The sequence below is a fragment of the Candidatus Symbiobacter mobilis CR genome (assembly GCF_000477435.1).
GTDB classification, from domain to species: domain Bacteria; phylum Pseudomonadota; class Gammaproteobacteria; order Burkholderiales; family Burkholderiaceae_C; genus Rhodoferax; species Rhodoferax mobilis.
In genome coordinates, this window is record NC_022576.1 from 856,707 (window position 1) to 874,994 (window position 18,288).

An 18,288-nucleotide genomic window follows, 5' to 3' on the forward strand; every position below is an offset into this window, starting at 1 on the left:
GCGCTTGCACGAAACAGCCAACTGTCAGCATGACTATCACGATTACCCCATCCCTCACGAATTATAGAAAGTGACCGAAGTCGGCATTTTGGTTTTCCGCACTAGGAGCCTGATAGATCAATGTCCCTGCTGCATTCGATGGCCCAGTGGCAGGTTACCCGAGGGGGTACTTGATTTCCGTATTTCCTCACCCCAATCGCACGCCCTGGCACAAAAAATCGTGCATCGGCAAGCCTGCCGCTTCTGTCAAGGCCCCAAAGTGTGCCTAGACTGCCGTGGCGTGTACTTTCTTGCTCAACGCCATGCAGCACCTACCCATTGCCCGCTACCGTTTCACCGCCCATGCCTTACAGCCTTTGACGCTGCCGGACTATGCCGGTTCCCTGTTGCGCGGCCAGTTTGGCGCCGCGTTGCGCAAACTGGCGTGTATGACGCGCCAACCCACCTGCCCTGGCTGCCCGCTACGGCAAACCTGCCCCTATAGCCGCATCTTTGAAGCCCCCGCCCCACCCAAAGGCGCGCATGGCTTGCAGGATTTCAGCCAGATTCCCAACCCCTATGTGATCGAACCGCCCGCGCCCGGCGCACGGCTGCTCCAGCCGGAGGAGGAACTGGTTTTTCATACGGTGCTCGTCGGCCATGCGATCGACCAGCTTGCGCTGGTGATCGTTGCATGGCAACGCGCGCTGGCCGGTGGGCTGACCAAAGCGCGGGCGCCTGTCCATCTCGACAAAGTGGAGTGGATCGACCAAGCTGCCCAGCCGCACCCCGTCTGGCAGGCAGACCACCCCACGGTTGCGGACCATCCTGCCACCCTGCCCTGGCCCACCCCCGGTGCGGCGCAGCCCACCTCGCTGGCGCTGACCCTGCATACGCCATTGCGCTTGCAACACCAGGGCCGTCCGCTGGGCGTGGGCGAATTGACCGCCCGCGCCCTCATCGCAGCCGTTGCGCGCCGCGCCGCCTTGCTGCTGGAATTCCACGCCCGCCTTTCCGGCTGGGGCGACGCAGCCCGAAACATCGCCCACCTGGGCAGCCAGCTTGACGAAGAGCGCGATATGCGCTGGTTCGACTGGACGCGCTATTCCGGCAGACAGCAGCAGGAAATGACCCTGGGCGGCGTGATGGGCCGCTGGACGCTCCTCGGCGATGCCGACACCCTTGCGCGGATTGCACCTTGGCTATGGCTGGGGCAATGGTTGCATGTCGGCAAGAACGCGACGATGGGGCTGGGGGGGTATGCGTTGCGCGTGATGCCGCCAGACGAGGAATGCAATGCGGCGGATGTCGGCGAAAGCGCCCATGCGGGCTGACGGAATTTTGGAACTACTGGAGAACTTCGATGAACACCATGCACACGATGACACCGCAAGACCCACAACACCCACAACGCCCGCAATACCTACTGGCAGCCTCATGCCGGGTGGCATTTGCCGCCTTGCTGCATGACCTGGGCAAGTTCGCAGAACGCGCACGCATCGACGTGCCCGCTGATGCCCTGCAAGCGCACATCACGCAGTTTTGTCCTTTCCATAGCGACCACCCTGGGGGCAAGAACGGCTACCACTCGCACAAACACGCGGCGTACACCGGGTTTGCTTTGGACCAGATCGAACCGATGGCACCCGAGTTGATCCAAGGCGAGATGTCGCCTTTCGTCAACCGGGCACAACTCCAGGCGACGGAGGGGCAGAACATCGACCCCGATTCGCTGATCAACGCCGCTGCCGCCCACCACAAGCCGGAAACCTTTCTGCAATGGATCATCGCCACGGCAGACCGCATGGCCAGCGGCTTCGAGCGCGAGGAATTCGAGCAATACAACCGCGCCAAAGAAGAAGACCCCGATGCCCAAACAGGCCGGAACTACTACCAGGCTCGCATGCTCTCGTTGTGGGAACAAATCTGGAAACCATCCAGCACGACGAAAGCCAGCCTCGAATGGCGCTACCCGCTCGCGCCGATGTCTGCATCGGCCCTGTTCCCCGCAAAAAGGCAGGATTGCGAACCCGGCGACGATGCCAAGGCACAGGCCGAATACCGGGCGTTGTGGCAGGCATTCCTTGCCGCGCTGCAAAAAATTCCAGCATCGCACCGGTCGCAATGGCCGTTGTGGCTCGACCACTTCGATACCGCATGGCTAGCCTATACGCAAGCCATTCCCTCCGCAACGGCCTTTGGCGCGAAGCCGGAAGTCTCGCTCTACGACCACTGCAAAGCCACCGCCGCGTTGGCCACTGCCCTCTGGCAATGGCACGAAGCCCACGGGCAAACGGGCGCGGAAGCCATCGCAAGAATGAAAGACCGCAAGGATGGGGACGAGAAGAAATTCCTGCTGATCCAGGGGGACTTTTTCGGCATCCAGGACTTCGTTTTCTCCCAAGGTAGCGAAACGCAGAAGGAAGCGGCCAAGCTGCTGCGCGGGCGGTCTTTTCAGGTGTCTGTGTTCACGGAACTGGCCGCGCTCAAGGTGCTCGAAGCCCTGTCGTTGCCTTCGACGAGCCAGATCGTCAACGCCGCAGGCAAGTTTCTGATCGTCGCCCCGAACACGGAACCCGTGCGGGCGCGCATCGCAGCGGTTCGCGCAGAACTCGACCAATGGTTTCTGCAACACACCCTGGGCATGGCCGGGCTGGGGCTGGCCGTGCAAAGCGCCAGTGGCAACGACCTGCTGCAAGGGCGTTTTGCCAAGCTGATGGAAGCCCTATTCCGCAGCCTGGAAAGCGTCAAGCTCCGGCGCTTCGACCTGCTGGGCCATGCCGGCCCGGTGCTGGACGTGACGTATCCACACGGGGCCTGCGTCTACCACGGCAAATTGCCTGCCGATACAGACCAGGGCAGCGCCGCCCTCTCCCGCGACCAAATCGCGCTCGGCACGCGGCTGACCCGGGAAGAACGCCTGCTCGTCGTTCCCGAATCGGCCCCGGTTCGCGAAGACGGGGCGCTGACCGCCTTGGAAGTACCCGTATTCGGCTACCGCGTGCTTTTCACCAGCAGCGAAGACGTCAGCGGCAAATTCGGCCCCTGGGCGCGGGAGGGCACTTTGCTCCGCTGCTGGGATTTCAGCCTTGCGCAAAGCATGGGGGAAACGCTGTGGAACGGCTACGCCCGCCGCAACGTCAACGCCTACGTTCCCCGATACACCGACCAGGATTCGGCCCTTTCCGACAAATACCCCGAACGCGAGGCCGCAGACGACGCCGACTGGCACCCCGGAATGCCCAAGACTTTCCACCACATCGCCAGCGAGGATCGACTTTGCGACAACGAAGGCCGTTGGCGCGGACAAGTGGCGTTGATGACGCTCAAAGGCGACGTGGACAACCTTGGCTCGCTGTTTCAGCAAGGATTGCAGCGCCCCAGCTTTGCCAAAACGGCTGCGCTATCGCGCCAGATGAACGCCTTTTTTGCCGTATGGCTGCCTGCGGTATGCGCCACGGAATTCCCCAACACGTACACCGTCTTTGCCGGGGGAGACGACTTTTTTCTGATCGGCCCGTGGCGCAGCACGCAAAAGCTGGCCGCACGCATGGCAGAGCAATTTCAGATAGCCATGGCGCGCAACCCCCGCATCACGTTTTCCGCAGGGATGGTGATGAACAAACCGGGAATCCCGATCCACGCGCTGGCCGAACAGGCGGAGGACGCTTTGGATACCGCCAAAGGCAACGGACTGGCCGACCCTGCCCAACGCAAAAACGCCATGGTGCTGTTTGGCCAACGTGTGCGCTGGCCAGACTGGCCCAAGGTGCAAGCCATGCAGCAGGAATTGGATCGACTGAGCCAAGACTACGACTTGTCCCACGGCTATCTTTATTCCTTGCTACGGCTCGTCGATCTGGCGACCGACACCAAAAACCCCGAACAAGCCTTATGGCGCAGCCGCTTCGTCTACCGAACGTGCCGCTACGTCACGGACAAGCTGCCCCCAACGCAACGCGCCCTCGCCCAACGCGCATTGGCAGAACAACTGGGTGACACAGGCATTGACCAATTGCGCGGACAGTTTCGGATTCCGCTTTTCAACCACTTTTACAGCCAACGATAGGAGGAAATACCCATGGCCAATTACGTCAAATCACCCCAACGCGCAACGGAAGAGGAAGAGCCTCCGGAAGAGCCTCCCATTGATATACAGGTCGATGACATTAGGTTCCAAAAACCATTACCCGATGAGCTTTTTTTCCAGATTGCAAAAGAAAAAGCCAAAAAGGTACATCATGCCGGGGAATATGGCAATAAACACAAAAACCAGTACACGCAACTGCGCAAGTTTTATGACGAGCTAGTATCTGACAGAAAAATAGAAAACCATGCAAAATCAACAGGGTACGCTACGTTTGGGTGGGTGAAGATTGAGCCGCTTTCCTGCGATTTTCATGAGATTATGCATAAGATGTCGCATTACACACAAAATTTTTAATTTTGATATAATATTTTCATCCTACTTCAATCTTCATTAAAATAATTGGGAACTACATGCGCTCTGTCATAAATCCTCAGATGAAATTAGGCGAAGATCCTATCGCCAACATTCAACTTGATCTGCGTTCTCGCGATGATATCCCAAAATTGCTGCTAGGACTTCAGTACATCTACACAATACCAGACGTACGCAAAGAAGTTTTCTCTATCCTCTCAGAAATTCTCCCGGTACTCCCTTCTGGTGAAAAAGTAAAAGCACATATGGGTCGCCCAGGTATGTCGCAGTGGCAAATTCTTGTCATCGGTGTGGTTCGATTGGGTCTGAATATCGATTACGACCGATTGGAAGAGCTGGTGAATCAACATCGGACATTGCGACAAATGCTCGGGCATACTGACTGGTATGATGAGACAAAATACAACGTGCAAACCCTGAAAGATAATTTGAGGTTATTTACCCCAGAGATTCTTGATCGAATCAATCAAGTTGTGGTCAAAACCGGCCATACGCTAGTAAAAAAAAGCCCGGACGACGTTCTACACGGTCGTTGTGATTCCTTTGTCGTTGAAACAGATGTACATTTTCCAACCGATTTGAATCTTCTTTTTGATGCTATAAAAAAGATCATTGCATGGAGTGCAAAGTTAGCGGAGAAACATAAATTGTCTGGCTGGCGTCAGCATGAACACTCTTATCGCCAATTCAAAAAGCAGTATCGCCATATCCAGCGGCTTCGGCGCTCTCATTCAAAAAATGAAGCCAAACGTGCAGCAAAGGAAGCTGCCATCCACGAAGCATGCGAGGAATATCTCAAGCAAGCCAAAGAGCTGTTCGAGCGCGCCACCCAAACAAGGCAGGAAGTCGTCTTGGCTGCATCGCAGATCAGCGCACAGGAGCAAGGGTTGCTATCGAAGCTGCAGGTCTTCATAGGGCATGCAGAAAAGTTATCAGATCAGATTCGCCGTAGGGTGATCAACGGGGAACGCATTCCGCATTCGGAAAAGATATTCTCGCTGTTTGAACCGCATACGGAGTGGATAAGCAAAGGCAAGGCTGGTGTGCCTGTGGAATTGGGGGTAAAGGTTTGTATTCTGGAAGATCAACATCGTTTCATTCTGCATCATCACGTTATGGAGAAGCAAGAAGATAACGAAGTTGCTGTACCAATGGTTGAAGCTGCCAAAGAACGATTCTCGACTTTGAATGCCGTGAGTTTTGACAAAGGATTCCACAGTCAAGAGAATCAGAAAAAATTGGCAAAATTATTAGACTGTGCTGCTTTACCAAAGAAAGGGCGCTGTTCTCAAGCGGAACAAGAACGAGAATCGAGCGAGACATTTGTGAAACTACGGAAAGCACATTCTGCTGTAGAGTCGGCGATCAATGGATTGGAACACTTTGGTTTGGATATGTGCCCCGATGAGGGAATAAAAGGATTCAAACGCTATGTTTCATTGTCAGTCTTGGCACGAAATTTTTACCGTATTGGCATGGTGGTTCGTCAGCAATCGATTGATGCCGAGCGAACGACACCACCATCCATTCGTCGAGCGGCTTGATGCCGCTCGACGGTCTTTTTCAAGGGATGCATGAGTGGTTGCAGAGGATAGCTTTTCCTTCATTCACCAATAATTCAATTTTTGGAGCAGGATACATGGTTTTTGTCAAAATTCGACCGCAAAAAAATTTGTAATCCGGTCTAGGTTCCGGATCACTTCCTGAAAGTACCGGGTACACGCATCAAAAATCCGACTTTTCTGTCAGCCACGAGCTAGGAATGTGGCATGACAAAGTCCACGCGCCCGAGGGCTTTACAGAAAACCCAGGCAGCAAAGCCCAGCGCCAGGCCCGCTACGAACAAGCCGTCCCATTTATCCGAATGATGGTCGCCAAAGTGGCCTACGCCAGAGCGCGTAAACATGTCGAAGGCAATTTCGAAAAACTACTCACCCACGTCATTCGAAGCATTCAGGACCCAGACACCCTCCAAAACGCCAAGCTGTTCATGGAAGCCTTTATGGGCTTCTACCGTGTGCATTCCAAATAATTTGCCGGAGCAAAAACCATGTCCCAACTCCACACCATCACCACCATCACCGCCACCCTCGAAGTGCTCTCCGGCCTGCGCATCGGCGCGGGGGACGGCGAAATGCACATCGGCGGGGTCGATAACAAAGTCATCAAACACCCCTATACGCAGGAACCCTATCTGCCCGGTTCCAGCCTCAAAGGCAAGGTGCGCAGCCTGCTCGAATGGCGCAGCGGCGCGGTACAAAACGAGCCACTCGGATGGAAGAACTACTGCAATGCGGACGCAAGCACTCCGATCAAACAGGAAGTGCTGCGCATCCTGCAACTCTTTGGCACCAGCGGCGGTGACAAGCTGGAGGCAGCAGAAGCCGCCCTCGTTGGCCCCAGCCGCCTTTCCTTTTGGGACTGCCCGCTGCGGCCAGAGTGGGTACAGCGCGTGCGGGAGGACAACCTGCCCCTGACCGAAGTCAAAAGCGAAAACCGCATCCACCGCATTTCCGGCATGGCGAAAGATCCGCGCCAAACGGAACGGGTTCCCGCAGGGGCGCAATTCGACTTTCGTCTGTCGATCAAAAAGCTGGAAGGCGATCAAGACCAGTTGCTTGACACCGTGCTGCAAGGGTTGAAGCTGCTGGAGCTGGACAGCCTCGGCGGTTCCGGTTCCCGTGGCTACGGCAAGGTGCGGTTCGTCAACCTGTGCATCGACGGTGCCTGCGCCAAGGAGCGCTTTGCCCAGGTGAAGCCCTTCGGCGACCGCTGATCCCATCGATCGCCACAGCCATGCAAACCTACCGTTACACCTTGCGCCTATCGAGCGCAGTAGGCACCCCACTGGCCGCAGGCACCCTGTTCGGCCAGTTGTGTTGGGTGCTGCGCCACCGCATGGGCCATGCTGCGCTGGATGCACTGCTCCAGGGTTACACCGACGGCAAACCTTTCGCCGTCCTTTCCGATGCCTTTCCCAGCGGGCACGTTCCCTTGCCCCACGTTCCTTCGCACTGGTGGGAGCAACCCCGTGACGGGGATCGCAAGCAATGGAAAAAACGGCGCTGGCTTCCTGTCGATGCGCTGCGCGCCCCCACACCCACCTGGCAACAACGCGCCCGATCCGACAAGGACGTGTTCCCCTTTCGGGATTCCCCACAGCCGCACAACACCATCAACCGGGGAACCGGCACCACGGGCAAAGGCGCTTTTGCCCCTTACGTCATGCCGCAGACTTGGTTCGACCAGAACGTGCAATGCGACCTGTACATCGTCCTCGATACCGGGCGGCTGAGCCTGCAAGCGTGTACCGATGCCCTGGAACACCTGGGGCAGGCTGGCTTTGGGCGCGACGCAAGCATCGGGTTGGGCAAATTCGCACTGACGGCGAAACCGCAGCCAGTGCAATGGCCCACCCCCGACAAAAGCAACGCCTACCTGACGCTGGCACCTTGCGCCCCCCAAGGCCTGGGGTTTTGCCCACGCCGCAGCAGCTACCAGGTTTGGACGCACTTTGGCAGGCATGGCGACATCGCCGTGCTTCGTGGCCAACCCTTCAAGCGCCCAGTGCTGTTGGCCAAGGCCGGCGCGGTGCTTTGGCCCGAGGCGGTCGATCCCACGCTGCCCTGCATCGGCCAAGGCATCGGCGGGTTGCAACAACCCTTATCCGCAGTGATGCCGGAGACCGTACACCAAGGCTACGCGCCCGTCATTCCGATTTCCTGCCCCAAGGAGAAAGCATGAAACCCTTTCTGCAAACGCACCGCCTAGCCCTGACCCCGCTTTCCCCCATCCACATCGGCTGTGGGGAAGACTTTCTGCCCACCAACTACGTCATCGTCAAGGATGCCTTGTATGGCTTCGACCCCAGCCAAGCCATTGCAGGCAAGATGGTCGACGAGTTGCAGAAATTGGTCGATGCACGGTCGCCGAATTTGCTTGCAATCCAAAAGCTGTTCTACAAAAACGCGGCGGACATCCAGCCCTGGGCGCAGGTTCTGGTTCCCGTCAGCAGCGGGGTGGTGTCGCAGTACCAGCAACGAATCGGCCAAGTCGCACAAAACGAGGGCGATGGCACCAAGGTCATCAACCGGCTTGCCATCGAACGGCACAGCTACACCGGCGCGGATCAAGCGGCGTACATCCCCGGCAGCAGCTTCAAAGGCTGCCTGCGCACTGCATGGTTGGACCACATCAATGCAGGGCATGTCCCCCCCGACACAGTACGCGAAAACAAATCGACCGCGAATTTCGAGAAAGAGTTGTTCCGCGGCGACTTCCAAAACAGCCCATTGCGGCTGCTCAAAGTTGCCGATTTCATGCCTGCCCCAGGCCAAGAATTGGAACGGCGCGTACTGTTCGCCATCAACCACAAAAAGGCCCAAGTGCTTGATCGTGCGGGGCAAGAACGCACAGGACGGGGGCCAACCACCCGCAAGGAATGCATCCTGCACGGACAGTTCCGCGCCCTGGTGGCGGAAGGCGTATTGGGCACGCTGGAGGCAGTGCAAGGCAAGGCCGACCCCAAGGAATTACCCCATCTGGAACCCCAGGATTGGCGCACGCTAGCCAAATACAGCAACGCCTACCACCTGCCCCGCCTGCTTGGCGAATTGGCGATGCTGGAACGGCGGAACATGGGCTGCGAACGGTGGCGTGCCCGCCTGGCTGCCTTGCTGAAAGAGCTGGAAGCGCCTTTGCAGAAGGGGGAAATGTTCCTGGTGCGGCTGGGGCGCTTTGGTGGCGCAGAAAGCAAAACCCTTTCCGGCAAAGGGGTGGCGCGGATCAAGATTCTGGAAGGACGGTCGCCAGAAGGAAGGCAACAGTCTTCCTTTCACGAGCAAACCAAAACCATCTGGCTTGCCGCCGAGCAGGAAGACGACCGAGATCACGCCCTCCCCTTTGGCTGGGCGGTGGTGGAAATCAACCCTGGCGAACCATGCACGGCGCTGCAAACATGGTGCGCAGCGCAGTCTGCCAACAAAACCAAGCTGTCAGCGTTGCGAGAGGAATTGCACACCTTGCGTGCCGCAGCCATGCAAAAGCGGGAAGAACAACGAAGACTCGCCGAAGAACAAGCCCGCACCAAGCAGGAGCAGGAACGCGCCCAGAAAGAACGAGAACAGGCTATAGCCCAAATGACCGAGCAAGGCCGCCGAATCGAGCAACTGCGCCAACGGTGCGAGGAATGGCATGCAAGGATGCCACCGCATGGCAATTACAAGCACCAGGCGGCGAACCATGCCCAGGCAGGCTTGTTCCAAGATGCACACCGCCTAATCAACCAGGCTGTCACCGAAGGGTGGAGCACCGAAGACAAAGCCACCTTGGCCAAGATGCTCGAAGAATGGCTCCCCAAAGTCGTTGCACTACGGGGCAAGGAGTTGGGCAAGGACGAGCGCAAAAAGCTGCAATGGGCCAAATTGTGTAATGGATAGGGCACAACAACCCATAAGCCAATATGGCCATCAACGGCCTTCCCAAACCCGGAAATAAAGCAAAAGCCAATGAAAAAGGAAGCAATATGCTGAAACGATTGAAGGTTCGCAACTTTGCAGTGTTTACCGATGCGACCATCGAATGGTCACCGGGGCTGAACGTCATTGTTGGTGAAAACGGTACTGGCAAAAGCCAATTGTTGAAATTGGCCTATTCGGTGGGTTGGGTCAGCGCGGCACAGGAAAAGGCTGCCCGGCAATCGAAGGAGGAACTACAAAAACGTCTGGCCGACAAGCTCTGCGCCACCTGCCGCCCTGAGTATCTGGGGCGCCTGGTATCGCGGCAACAAGGGCGCAATCGATGCGATGTCGAGGTTGCATTCGAGGTCGAATCCAAGGTCGAATTTGCCAATCTTGCAGAGGCGGATTTTGCATTTTCTTTCGCAACCAATGCAAAAACCGAAGTCAAGATCGAGAAAATGCCCAAGGCATATTTGCCTACATCACCAATATTCATTCCGACGCGGGAAATGTTGTCCATCTATCCCGGCTTTGCATCCGTATATGAAAACCAGCATCTGGAGTTCGACGAAACCTATTACGATCTTGCCAAAGCGCTCAGCGGAAATGCGCACAAAAAACATGAAGCCAAAGTACAACAATTGATCGAAGCACTAGAAAGTCTTATGGAAGGCCATATTCGGCAGGATACCGGTCGTTTTTATATTTTTCCAAACAAAGCCGGTGCGGGAAAGTTGGAAATTCCACTCGTTGCCGAAGGCTTGCGCAAACTTGCCATGCTGGCCTATTTGCTGATCAATGGCTCGTTGAAAGGCCGTGGAACCCTGTTTTGGGATGAACCGGAAACCAACCTCAACCCCAAGCTGATGGTTCGCCTGGCTTCTGCATTGGTCGAGTTGGCCGAACAAGGGTTCCAGGTTGTGCTGGCTACACACAGCCTGTTCATGTTACGAGAGATCGAGTTGGTGCAGAGAAAGCGCAAGGCACGTGTTCCCACGTGTTTCCTGGGGTTGACCATGGCAGGTGACGCAGTTACGGTCGAACAAAGCCAAGATATTGCAGGAATCCAAACCCTGGTTTTGCTGGACGAGGAACTGCATCAATCTGATCGTTATCTTGCAGAGGGGGTGGCCCATGCCTGAATTGCGCGAGGGAGACTTTGTTTACTCGTTTCCAAATAGCTGGCAAGTCTTGAAATGGGATGCCACCCATTTTCATAAAAAACGATTTCAATCGTTTGGCAAGGAATCCAAGGCTGCGGATCTGGTAGCTTTCGATGAGACTGGGAAACAGTTATGGCTGATCGAGTGCAAAGACTTCCGCCCCAATGGTCGAACCAAGACCACCGATCTTTGCGACGAGATTGCCGAGAAGTTCAAGTCAACTTTGGCGGCCCTGGTTTGCGCACGCAATACCGATGACTCGGCTACACAGCGCTTTGCCCGCATGGCACTGAAAAAACTGCACCTACGTTGTGCCGTGCATTGGGAACATCCGCTCCAACCGCACCGTTTGTGGCCATCCGTCAACATGAATCGGGCTGCCATACGCGACAAACTCCGACAACGTCTGTATGTAGCCGATCCCAGCGCCGAGTTGGGCAATTCCAGCCAACTGGCCACTGTCATGCCTTGCACGATCAGAAATTCGCGCAATCCGTAGCCCGGATCGATCGTGCGCAGAACCATCCAGTGCAGCAACACGATCACGCCCCCACTCGATCGCGGCAAGCTTGCCAATTGCCCCATCCCGCCAAACCGTGCCGACACTGCTCCCCATGAACTCCTACGACCCCCACCACCCCGCCGGCTATCCGCGCCGTGTTTTGATCGCTGTCAGCGGCTTGTCCCCGCAGATCGTCACCGAGACGATTTACGCCCTGGCCGCCGACCAAGACGAGGCTTTCGTTCCTACCGAAGTCCATCTGCTGACCACCGCCACCGGCGCGCAGCGGGCCGAGCTTTCGCTGCTCAGTGAAGACCTTGGCTGGTTCCATAAATTACAGGACGACTTCCATCTGCCCGGTATCGCTTTCGACCGCAGCCATATCCATGTGATGCGCGATGCCCAGGGCAAGCCGTTGGGCGATATCCGCACTCCGGCGGACAACCAGGCCGCTGCCGACTTCATCACCGCACAGGTTCGCGCTTTCACTGCCGACGATGCTTGCGCTCTGCACGCTTCCATCGCAGGCGGGCGCAAGACGATGGGGTTTTATCTGGGCTACGCCTTGTCGCTCTATGGCCGTGCGCAGGATCGGCTGAGCCACGTCCTCGTCAGCGAGCCGTTCGAATCGAGCTACGAATTTTTCTACCCCACGCCCTATAGCCGTGTTTTGCAGGTGCGTGATGGGCAATTGGTCGATACCGCTCTTGCCCAGGTCACGCTGGCCAACATCCCTTTCGTCAGCCTGCGCCATGGGCTGCCCGCCGCGCTGCTGGCAGGCACCGCCAGCTTCAATGACACCGTCGAAGCCGCCATTGCCGCATTGGCCCCACCCCGGCTGCGGCTGAACTTGCGCGGCCAATACATCGTTGCGGGCCAAATCCGCATCGCGCTACCGCCTGCGGAACTGGCACTGCTAGCCGTTTTTGCGCGCCGTGCGGAAATGGGCAAGGAACCCCTGCCCGCGCCTGCAAAGGGTGTTCCAGACCCAGACTGGGCAACGATCTACCTGCGCGAATACCGCCGCATCACCGGCAACGATGCCGAAGACCAAGACCCCACGCACCGCGCATTGCGCAACGGCATGGACGGCGAATACTTCAGCGCCCGCAAATCCAAGCTGGAACGCCGAATCAAAAACGCGCTGGGTCCGGCGGCCAAAGCCTATCTGATCGCCGACGGCGGCACCCGCCCCCACCGTTACCAATTGGCTTTGGGCGCGGATGCGATTGCGTTTGAGGAAATTCCAACTGTGTTCAACCCATAACCCCCATTTGCAAGGAGGAGTAGCGATGACCATGTGTACCGTCGATTTGGGGGTGTCTTTCACCACCCCGGCCTTTTTGGGCAACTCCAAGCAGGAGGCCCAATGGCGAACACCCCCGTTCAAAGCCCTATTGCGACAGTGGTGGCGAATCGTCCATGCGCCCAAAGTGGGCTATGACGTAGACAGGTTGCGGGAAGACGAAAACCGGCTTTTTGGCTATGCCGGGGATGAAAGCGGCGGAAAGTCGCTGGTGCGGATGCGGTTGTCGGGGTGGGAGGAAGGAAAACAGCGTGCATTGCCGAAGATGACCCCGGTTCAACATCCCGAAGTCAAGGATCGCAATACCAAACAAGCAATACCCATTCCCCCATCGGTGTATTTGGGCTTTGGCCCTGTAACTACGCAGGGCAACCGCCCAGCCATCGCCCCCAACCCCAACAACCCGCTGTCCTGGCAGCTTCGATTCCCTGTCAAGTACAAGGAAGAGTTGATGCAGGCACTGCAGTTGATCGCGTGGTTCGGTACCTTGGGTTCCCGTTCCCGTAACGGCTGGGGTTCCTTGTCCGTCACGGGAGACGGCATCAAGCCGTACACGGATTTGAGCGATAGCGCGTTGCAGCAGATCGCCAAAACATGCACGCTCGACGAAGCGCTCCAACGCGACTGGCCCCATGCTCTGACGCAGACAGCGAATGGCCGGATCGCCGCATGGCGACTGGGCCAGATCACCAAAGCCGACAACAAGATAGCGGTAGGCGGCTTTGCGTCGTGGGAGGAACTGTTGACCGAATGGGCCAAGGTCAAGATCGAGCTGCGCACCAGCCTAGCCTTTCCACAGGGCGAAATGCCCCCCCACCCGCAATTGCGAGACCGCCATGTCCTTGCCTACCCCGTAACCAACCATGGGGTTCGAGGAATCGGCAACGACAAACGCCTAGCAAGCAGCTTGCGCTGCAAGGTGCATTGCCACCAGGGCAGGTATTTCGCCGTACTCGTGCATATGCCTTGCGGCATTTCCACCGACTTCACGCAATCGCCACCCAACATCGCGATGCAAAAGCAGGTATGGGAAAACGTGTATGCCCACCTCGATCAGAAACATCCCACACGCCTGACACGCATCAAAAAGGGAGCCTAACCATGACGAACTACACCCAAAAACTCACCGCCTGGCTGCATGACCCCGCAGAAAAACAGCTTGTGCTGCTGCGAGACCCCGCAGGGCATGAAGGGGGGACGGTTGCCGCGCTCTCCAAACTGTTGGAGCTGAATCGACGCAAATTCGACAAGCGCGCGGACCACATGGCCGCCGCCGCAGACCGGCCCAATTGGCCGCGTGATGCCCACGCTGGCCGCTACCCCGCTTTTGAGGCCGTGCGTTTTGGCCACTGCGCGGAGCTGATTCACCCCTTGTCCGGCGAACGGTTGGCATTGCCGGGGTTGGAACTCGACGTAGAGCTGGACGACATCAAAAAACAAAGCCAAGCGCATTTCCAAAGCCTGATTCGGGAAGACGACCGGCGCACCTTTCTGGCTTTCTGGCGCTTTGGCCCCGAAATACCGCAAGGGGACGATGTACAAGTCGGCGCGCTGTGGCCCTTGCTCCCTGCTGACTCGCGCACGCCCGACCACAGCATTTGGTCGCACCTCGATACCGTCAGCGCAATCCATACCGCGCTGGCCGGCGATGAGAACGGCCCCGACCAACCCGCGCTGCTGGTGATGAGCTTCGGCCCGGTGCAAGGGTTCATCGGGCAAGCGCGCAGCACGTCCGACTTGTGGGCGGGTTCGCATCTGCTTTCGACCCTGGTGTGGGAAGCCCTGCGCCCCATCGTTGCCGAGCTGGGGCCGGATGTAGTGGTGTTCCCCAACCTGCGCGGCGTGCCGTTGGTCGATGCCTGGCTGATGCAAGACCAAGATGGCGGGCCAGCCCTGCGTGATTTGTTCGAGCGGTACGGCAGCCCGTTGCTGGGTCGCGAAGACGACCGCAACCCGCTCTTTGCCGCCAGCCTGCCCAACAAGTTTCTGGCGATCGTTCCGTCCCGCCAAGCGCAAGCCTTGGCCGAATCCGCTTTGCAGGCGATCAAAGCCAAGGCATTGGAATGGGCCGAGCAAGCGGCGGAAAAAGTCTTTGAAGCAGCAGGCCGCACCATCAACGACGTGACCCGCGAACAAATCCGCGCCCAACTGGCGGACTTTCCCGAAGGGTATTGGGCGGCGGCCACATGGCCGCTGTTGAAAGAAGACCGGTCCGACCTGCACGAGGTGGCTGGCAAGTTGCAGGAAGTGCTGCGCCAAATTCACCCCAACCTGGCTGAACAGGGCATATTCGAACCCGCAATCTGGCAATTGCTGAGCAAGGAACTGGAATTGGAAGGACTGCACTTTCTACGGCCCAACGCGGGAATCCTCTACCCCGCAGTCCACGCGCTGGCAGAGCGCCACCTTGCCGCCACCAAGGCGCTGCGGCCCTTTGCTGCTGCGCGGTACGAAGGGCACCGCTGCACCCTGACCGCCGAAGCCGAATGGCTGACCGACGACCGCGAGCACCTGGGGCTGAACCGCACCGAACGCAATGCCCGCAGCGTATGGGGCGAACTGGCGCGGCGCAAACCAAGTTGGGTGAAAGAAGGCGAACACCTGGGCGCGCTGGCCACCCTCAAAAGAATGTGGCCCACGCTGTTTGCCGAGCGCGTTGCCGCGCTGACCGGAACCGGGGCCGAAACAGTACGCCGGTTCGTCGTCAGCACCCATGCGCTGGCGATTTCGACCTCACTGGAAAACGTGCTCGAAGAACTGCAAGACCCCGCCAAACCCCAGCGCAAAGCAGCCATCGAAAACGCCTTGGCCCACCTGCCAAAGGAACTGGCCCGATTCGAACCAACGGTATTGCCGCACCGCCTGGTGCAGGCCGTACACAAGGCTGGCCTATCGAAGCACCTGGACGACTTCAAACGCCTGCCCGCTGCGCTGGAGGAGCAGGAAGACAAGGCAAACAAAGCAGACAGCGATTCGACGCTGCGCACCCTGTGGGGCGATGTGCGGCCCGAAACCTACTACGCGCTGATCCTGATGGATGGAGACCGCATGGGCGGGTGGCTTTCCGGCGCGGACAAAGAAACCCGGCTGCAATACCGCAAAACCTGGCACAGCCAGATCCTCGGCAAGATGGATTTGTTGGAACAGCAGCACCCGGCATTGCGCGAATACCTCGATACACACCGCCCCGTTTCGCCGGGCCGCCATGGGGCGATTTCGCAAGCGTTGAACGACTTTTCCTCGCGGATTGCGCGGCACGTCGTCGAAGAATGTTGCAAGGGCAAACTGCTCTACGCAGGGGGCGACGACGTGCTCGCACTGGTGGCGGTCGATGATCTGTTTGATGCGATGCAATTGCTGCGTCTGGCGTACAGCGGGCTGGCTCCCGATCCAGCGATGCAGCTTGATGCTTTTGTCGGCGGATTGGATGGGTTGAAGGGAACCAAGCCTTCCAAGCCCTCCAAGCCATTCCTGCTGAGCAAAGGCTGGGGCTATCTCGATGGCAGGCTGATGACGTTGATGGGCGCCAAAGCCACTGCGTCGATGGGTGCCGTCGTCGCGCACCACACCGCGCCGATGGGCATGGTGCTGCGGGAACTGCGGGCGGCGGAAAAGCAGGCGAAGAACACGCGCAGGCCGGTTCCCGCCGACCTGAACGCTGGAGGTGAAGGGAACCAACGCAATGGCAAACCCAAGGAATACGACCGCGACGCCTTTTGCCTGAAAGTGCTCAAACGCGGGGGCGGTGCCGTCACAGTAACCAGCCCCTGGTGGGCAGGCAAGCCGGGGGAACCGGACTTGGCCCGCAGCGCGTTGGCGTTGATGAAGCAATTGGCCCAAGAGCTGGCGCTGACCGATTTTTCCCGTGGGGCGATTTACCGTGCGCAACTGTGGTTTGCCGGATTGACCGACGACGAAGGCGACCGCGATAACGAACTGTGGCGCGAACGCATTGCGTGCTCCCTGTCTGCCCAATTCCAGCGACAAAAGGGCACGCCGGAAGTGGCGCGGAACGTGGTGGACTTTGTTTGCGACGCAATGCGCCCCCGGCACCCCCGCACCGCCATCGAAAACTTTCTTGCCACCAGCGAATTCTTTGCCCGCGAAGCCCGCGCCATCAAGCAGGGCATCCGTTCCAGCGCCACCCAGGAGTCCCGTTCATGAACGCCATTCCCGTTTTCATCCAACCCACCGACACCCTGTTTCTGCGTGGCAACTCCGCATTCGGTGGGGCTGGCGAACATGGCGTAGGCAGCCTGTTGCCGCAGCCTTCCGTACTGGCCGGGGCCTTGCGCAGCGCACTGCTTGCGCAACACCCCACAGAGCTTGCGCGCTTTGGCGCAAAGGGCTGCAATGAAGACCCGGCCCTGCAAGCCTGCCTGGGAACGCCCCAACAACCCGGCGCTTTTTCCCTGTGCGCCGTGGCGCTGGCCCAGTACCACGGCAACGCGGCAACGCCCATGGCGTACCTGCCCTTGCCTGCCGATTTGGTGGAAGTCGATGGGCAGCTCGTACCCCTGCACCCCCAGCCGTGCCCGGAAGGAATCTGCCGCAGCGGGCCATTGCCCATGCAAGCCATGCTGCGCAGCGCAAGCCAGGCCAAGCCCGAAGGCGGCGTGTGGCTGAACTGGGCGGGCTGGTTGGCATACCTGCAAGGCCAGTTGCCCACGATCGATCAAACCGTGAAAACGTCGCACCTGGCCAAACCGGACCCCAGGCTTGGCATCGGCATGGACTCCACCACCCGCACCACGCAACAAGGGTTGATCTACACCACCGAGGGCTTTGCCTTTCGCCCTGCGGAACTTGGCCTGGCAAGCGGGAGTGGCGTAGGCGGGAGCGGCAAAGAGAGCAATGGCGAAACAGAACCACCCCCTGCAGGCGCAACAGGCTACCTTGCGGCAGTGGAAGGCATCGGTTCCCTGTTGCCAGCACAAGGGCTGTTGCGGCTGGGGGGCGATGGCCGCAGCGCACGGTGGCAACGTCTGGACGTTGCCGCATGGCGCGTGCCCACGCCACCGCCCGCAAAACGGTTCCGGCTCGTACTGCATACCCCCGGCTGGTTCAGCGGCGGCTGGCTGCCCGAAGGGGTGCAACGCAATGCAGCAGGCGACTACATCCTGCAAGGGAAAGGGTTTTCCGCAAGGCTGGTTTGCGCGGCGGCAGGGCGGCGCGAATGCATCAGCGGATGGGATTTGTACGAGTGGAAGCCCAAGTCCGCGCACATGGTCGTTGGCGCAGGGTCGGTCTACTGGTTTGACGACTTCGACGGAGACTGGGACAAGCTTGCCGAATGGGTCGAAGCAGGACTATGGCCCCAGAATCTTTCGACCGAACAAGCCCAGCGCCGCGCCGAAGGCTACAACCGTGCGTGGCTTGCGGCATGGCCACAAGATTGATCGTCCCCTCCCCCCCAT

General features: G+C 58.5%; 14 protein-coding genes. All 14 read left to right on the plus strand.

What is annotated here, in order from left to right; all coding sequences use genetic code 11:
* Positions 1–302: 302 nt before the first annotated feature.
* The 14 genes from cas6 (at position 303) to CENROD_RS03625 (ending at position 18,270) form a co-directional block, all read left to right on the plus strand.
* Complete coding sequence (gene cas6, locus CENROD_RS03560) at positions 303–1,313, plus strand: CRISPR system precrRNA processing endoribonuclease RAMP protein Cas6 (protein WP_022771729.1); 1,011 nt, start codon at positions 303–305, stop codon at positions 1,311–1,313.
* 29 nt (positions 1,314–1,342) lie between these two features.
* Positions 1,343–4,048: a type III-A CRISPR-associated protein Cas10/Csm1 gene (cas10, locus tag CENROD_RS03565; RefSeq protein ID WP_022771730.1), complete on the plus strand. Its 2,706-nt coding sequence runs from the start codon at positions 1,343–1,345 to the stop codon at positions 4,046–4,048.
* A gap of 12 nt (positions 4,049–4,060) precedes the next feature.
* Positions 4,061–4,423 (plus strand): hypothetical protein, encoded by a 363-nt coding sequence (locus CENROD_RS03570; protein WP_022771731.1) that lies wholly within the window; start codon positions 4,061–4,063, stop codon positions 4,421–4,423.
* A gap of 56 nt (positions 4,424–4,479) precedes the next feature.
* Positions 4,480–5,985, plus strand: coding sequence for an ISNCY-like element ISSymo1 family transposase (locus CENROD_RS03575; RefSeq protein ID WP_022771644.1), 1,506 nt, complete (start codon positions 4,480–4,482; stop codon positions 5,983–5,985).
* Between the two features lie 218 nt (positions 5,986–6,203).
* Entirely contained in the window at positions 6,204–6,473 is a 270-nt protein-coding gene (gene csm2 / locus CENROD_RS03580) for a type III-A CRISPR-associated protein Csm2 (RefSeq protein ID WP_022771732.1), read from the plus strand.
* Positions 6,474–6,491: 18 nt separating this feature from the next.
* Positions 6,492–7,217, plus strand: coding sequence for a type III-A CRISPR-associated RAMP protein Csm3 (gene csm3, locus CENROD_RS03585; RefSeq protein ID WP_022771733.1), 726 nt, complete (start codon positions 6,492–6,494; stop codon positions 7,215–7,217).
* A gap of 20 nt (positions 7,218–7,237) precedes the next feature.
* Positions 7,238–8,185: a type III-A CRISPR-associated RAMP protein Csm4 gene (gene csm4 / locus CENROD_RS03590; RefSeq protein WP_022771734.1), complete on the plus strand. Its 948-nt coding sequence runs from the start codon at positions 7,238–7,240 to the stop codon at positions 8,183–8,185.
* On the plus strand, positions 8,182–9,879 hold the full coding sequence (locus CENROD_RS03595; RefSeq protein WP_022771735.1) for an RAMP superfamily CRISPR-associated protein: 1,698 nt from the start codon (positions 8,182–8,184) through the stop codon (positions 9,877–9,879). The genes csm4 and CENROD_RS03595 overlap by 4 nt, the downstream gene beginning before the upstream one ends.
* Before the next feature lie 23 nt (positions 9,880–9,902).
* Positions 9,903–11,042, plus strand: coding sequence for an AAA family ATPase (locus tag CENROD_RS03600; protein ID WP_022771736.1), 1,140 nt, complete (start codon positions 9,903–9,905; stop codon positions 11,040–11,042).
* Positions 11,043–11,091: 49 nt separating this feature from the next.
* Positions 11,092–11,562 (plus strand): hypothetical protein, encoded by a 471-nt coding sequence (locus CENROD_RS12370; RefSeq protein ID WP_151194575.1) that lies wholly within the window; start codon positions 11,092–11,094, stop codon positions 11,560–11,562.
* A 115-nt stretch (positions 11,563–11,677) separates the two neighbouring features.
* The gene (gene csm6, locus CENROD_RS03610; protein ID WP_022771738.1) at positions 11,678–12,832 is read left to right on the plus strand and encodes a CRISPR-associated ring nuclease Csm6; all 1,155 of its coding nucleotides are present in this window, start codon (positions 11,678–11,680) and stop codon (positions 12,830–12,832) included.
* Between the two features lie 25 nt (positions 12,833–12,857).
* On the plus strand, positions 12,858–13,970 hold the full coding sequence (locus tag CENROD_RS13835) for an RAMP superfamily CRISPR-associated protein (protein WP_022771739.1): 1,113 nt from the start codon (positions 12,858–12,860) through the stop codon (positions 13,968–13,970).
* 2 nt (positions 13,971–13,972) lie between these two features.
* Positions 13,973–17,035 (plus strand): type III-B CRISPR-associated protein Cas10/Cmr2, encoded by a 3,063-nt coding sequence (gene cas10 / locus CENROD_RS03620; RefSeq protein ID WP_022771740.1) that lies wholly within the window; start codon positions 13,973–13,975, stop codon positions 17,033–17,035.
* The gene (locus CENROD_RS03625; RefSeq protein WP_022771741.1) at positions 17,032–18,270 is read left to right on the plus strand and encodes a type III-B CRISPR module-associated Cmr3 family protein; all 1,239 of its coding nucleotides are present in this window, start codon (positions 17,032–17,034) and stop codon (positions 18,268–18,270) included. Before cas10 (CENROD_RS03620) ends, CENROD_RS03625 begins: the two co-directional genes overlap by 4 nt.
* Positions 18,271–18,288: the final 18 nt, after the last annotated feature.

Coding starts and splice junctions, on each gene's coding strand:
- cas6 (WP_022771729.1), top strand. CDS start 303: ATGCAGCACCTACCCATTGCCCGCTACCGTTTCACCGCCCATGCCTTA.
- cas10 (WP_022771730.1), top strand. CDS start 1,343: ATGAACACCATGCACACGATGACACCGCAAGACCCACAACACCCACAA.
- CENROD_RS03570 (WP_022771731.1), top strand. CDS start 4,061: ATGGCCAATTACGTCAAATCACCCCAACGCGCAACGGAAGAGGAAGAG.
- CENROD_RS03575 (WP_022771644.1), top strand. CDS start 4,480: ATGCGCTCTGTCATAAATCCTCAGATGAAATTAGGCGAAGATCCTATC.
- csm2 (WP_022771732.1), top strand. CDS start 6,204: ATGTGGCATGACAAAGTCCACGCGCCCGAGGGCTTTACAGAAAACCCA.
- csm3 (WP_022771733.1), top strand. CDS start 6,492: ATGTCCCAACTCCACACCATCACCACCATCACCGCCACCCTCGAAGTG.
- csm4 (WP_022771734.1), top strand. CDS start 7,238: ATGCAAACCTACCGTTACACCTTGCGCCTATCGAGCGCAGTAGGCACC.
- CENROD_RS03595 (WP_022771735.1), top strand. CDS start 8,182: ATGAAACCCTTTCTGCAAACGCACCGCCTAGCCCTGACCCCGCTTTCC.
- CENROD_RS03600 (WP_022771736.1), top strand. CDS start 9,903: ATGGCCATCAACGGCCTTCCCAAACCCGGAAATAAAGCAAAAGCCAAT.
- csm6 (WP_022771738.1), top strand. CDS start 11,678: ATGAACTCCTACGACCCCCACCACCCCGCCGGCTATCCGCGCCGTGTT.
- CENROD_RS13835 (WP_022771739.1), top strand. CDS start 12,858: ATGACCATGTGTACCGTCGATTTGGGGGTGTCTTTCACCACCCCGGCC.
- cas10 (WP_022771740.1), top strand. CDS start 13,973: ATGACGAACTACACCCAAAAACTCACCGCCTGGCTGCATGACCCCGCA.
- CENROD_RS03625 (WP_022771741.1), top strand. CDS start 17,032: ATGAACGCCATTCCCGTTTTCATCCAACCCACCGACACCCTGTTTCTG.